The sequence below is a fragment of the Pseudorhodobacter sp. E13 genome (genome assembly GCF_003991405.1).
Lineage (GTDB): Bacteria > Pseudomonadota > Alphaproteobacteria > Rhodobacterales > Rhodobacteraceae > Pseudorhodobacter.
In genome coordinates, this window is sequence record NZ_RPEN01000100.1 from 1 (window position 1) to 1425 (window position 1425).

The window sequence follows — 1425 nt, forward strand, 5'->3', positions numbered from 1 at the left end:
AACATCCCACCGGCCGAAGCAGAGGAGGCCTTCTATGCAAACTTGAATACACTCGATATGGTCGCGTGAAACGGACTAATTGGTCTCCAGCAAAGCTGGGGCGGTTCAGTCCACAATCATCATGACCGATAAATCTGATGGTCAGCCGTGCGATGTTATCGACGTTGGTGGTATTCTGAGACGTGCAGATTCTAACCTCAGGCTTGTGTGGGCATCAGAGCAGTTCAAATTATCTGCGGTTGCCACCACAATGGACGGTCGATTTTGCGATGTACAGTTGGCGCTTCCTGCATCTCCGGATCATTTGGAAGTCTTCCTGAGATCACCCCTGAGCTGACCACCTTCTATAAGAACTGCGTGCCTGCAATATTGGTGGGCCTCATGTTTGCGCTTCAGATTTGGGGCCGCGAGAAGTTGCCGCGTGATTGAGAATAAGCGGGGCATGATTTGATCGACACCTTCCATCACCTTTGCCTCCTTGCTGGGCGCATCAAGCATTTGGCATTTTGAAAGGATAAGGGGCGTATGATGTTTTCCATGGCTTTGGAGCGCGTTCTCTACCAGAATATCGACAACCCCGACAGCGAGTCTTCTGTCAACTCCCGCTGCCATCAGGCTTGCGATAACATTGGTCCAAACGGCGGAGTTCTCTACATGCTTCATGGTAACCAGCTTTCCTTGTTCGAGGCTTAGGAAGCCAATATAAAGTTGGCGTAAACAAGGCACCTATAAGGTATTTGATAGACAAGTTGGGGAGAGTGTTGAATGTCATTGAGAACTGACCCGGTATTGTCACCGAGATTTGACCCGCTCTTAGTTATGTATCGGCGGCTATGCTTTGGTCAATGTGGTTGCCTCCTTTGTGTTTTTCTTTGCGGTCTCTGAGCTGGCTTTGAAGCGATAGCTGTCGTTGCCGGTCTCTAAGATGTGGCAGCGGTGCGTGAGCCGGTCGAGCAGAGCTGTTGTCATCTTTGCATCACCGAAGACCTGCGCCCATTCACTGAAGCTTAGGTTGGTCGTGATGATGACACTGGTGCGCTCATAGAGTTTGCTGAGAAGGTGGAACAGCAGCGCGCCACCGGACGGGCTGAACGGCAGGTAGCCGAGTTCATCAAGTTCAAATGATAAAGCGGTTTTTGGCTGACGGTGAAGTCGTGCCAGAATGTGCCTTCCAGTCCAGACAGGGATTCCAGCAACGCGTCGGTCTGGGACAGTGCGTGAACTGAATCAGCGCCATCAAAAAGATACCGGAGAGAGTAGAAGGCAATCAGCACCGTCAATGCCATACCCGTATACAATGTGATGTTTGTTATTGGAGAGCACCCCAAAGCGTGGGGCAATTGCGTTTTGATGGTAATTCTGGCAAGAATTATGGATGCATTCTGCCCCCGAAACCTTCCAGCTGAAGATCCGGCTTTTGGGGAT

Annotated in this window: 1 protein-coding gene and 2 pseudogenes; all 3 read right to left on the minus strand. The window is 50.7% G+C overall.

Going from position 1 to position 1425, the window contains the following annotated elements; genetic code table 11:
• Positions 1 to 300: 300 nt before the first annotated feature.
• Positions 301 to 663 (minus strand): hypothetical protein, encoded by a 363-nt coding sequence (locus EGN72_RS00275; protein WP_127044681.1) that lies wholly within the window; start codon positions 661 to 663, stop codon positions 301 to 303.
• A 168-nt stretch (positions 664 to 831) separates the two neighbouring features.
• Positions 832 to 1116, minus strand: a pseudogene (locus tag EGN72_RS00280) (ATP-binding protein); the annotation flags it as partial.
• Positions 1008 to 1425, minus strand: a pseudogene (locus EGN72_RS00285) (hypothetical protein); the annotation flags it as partial. The pseudogenes EGN72_RS00285 and EGN72_RS00280, both read right to left, overlap by 109 nt.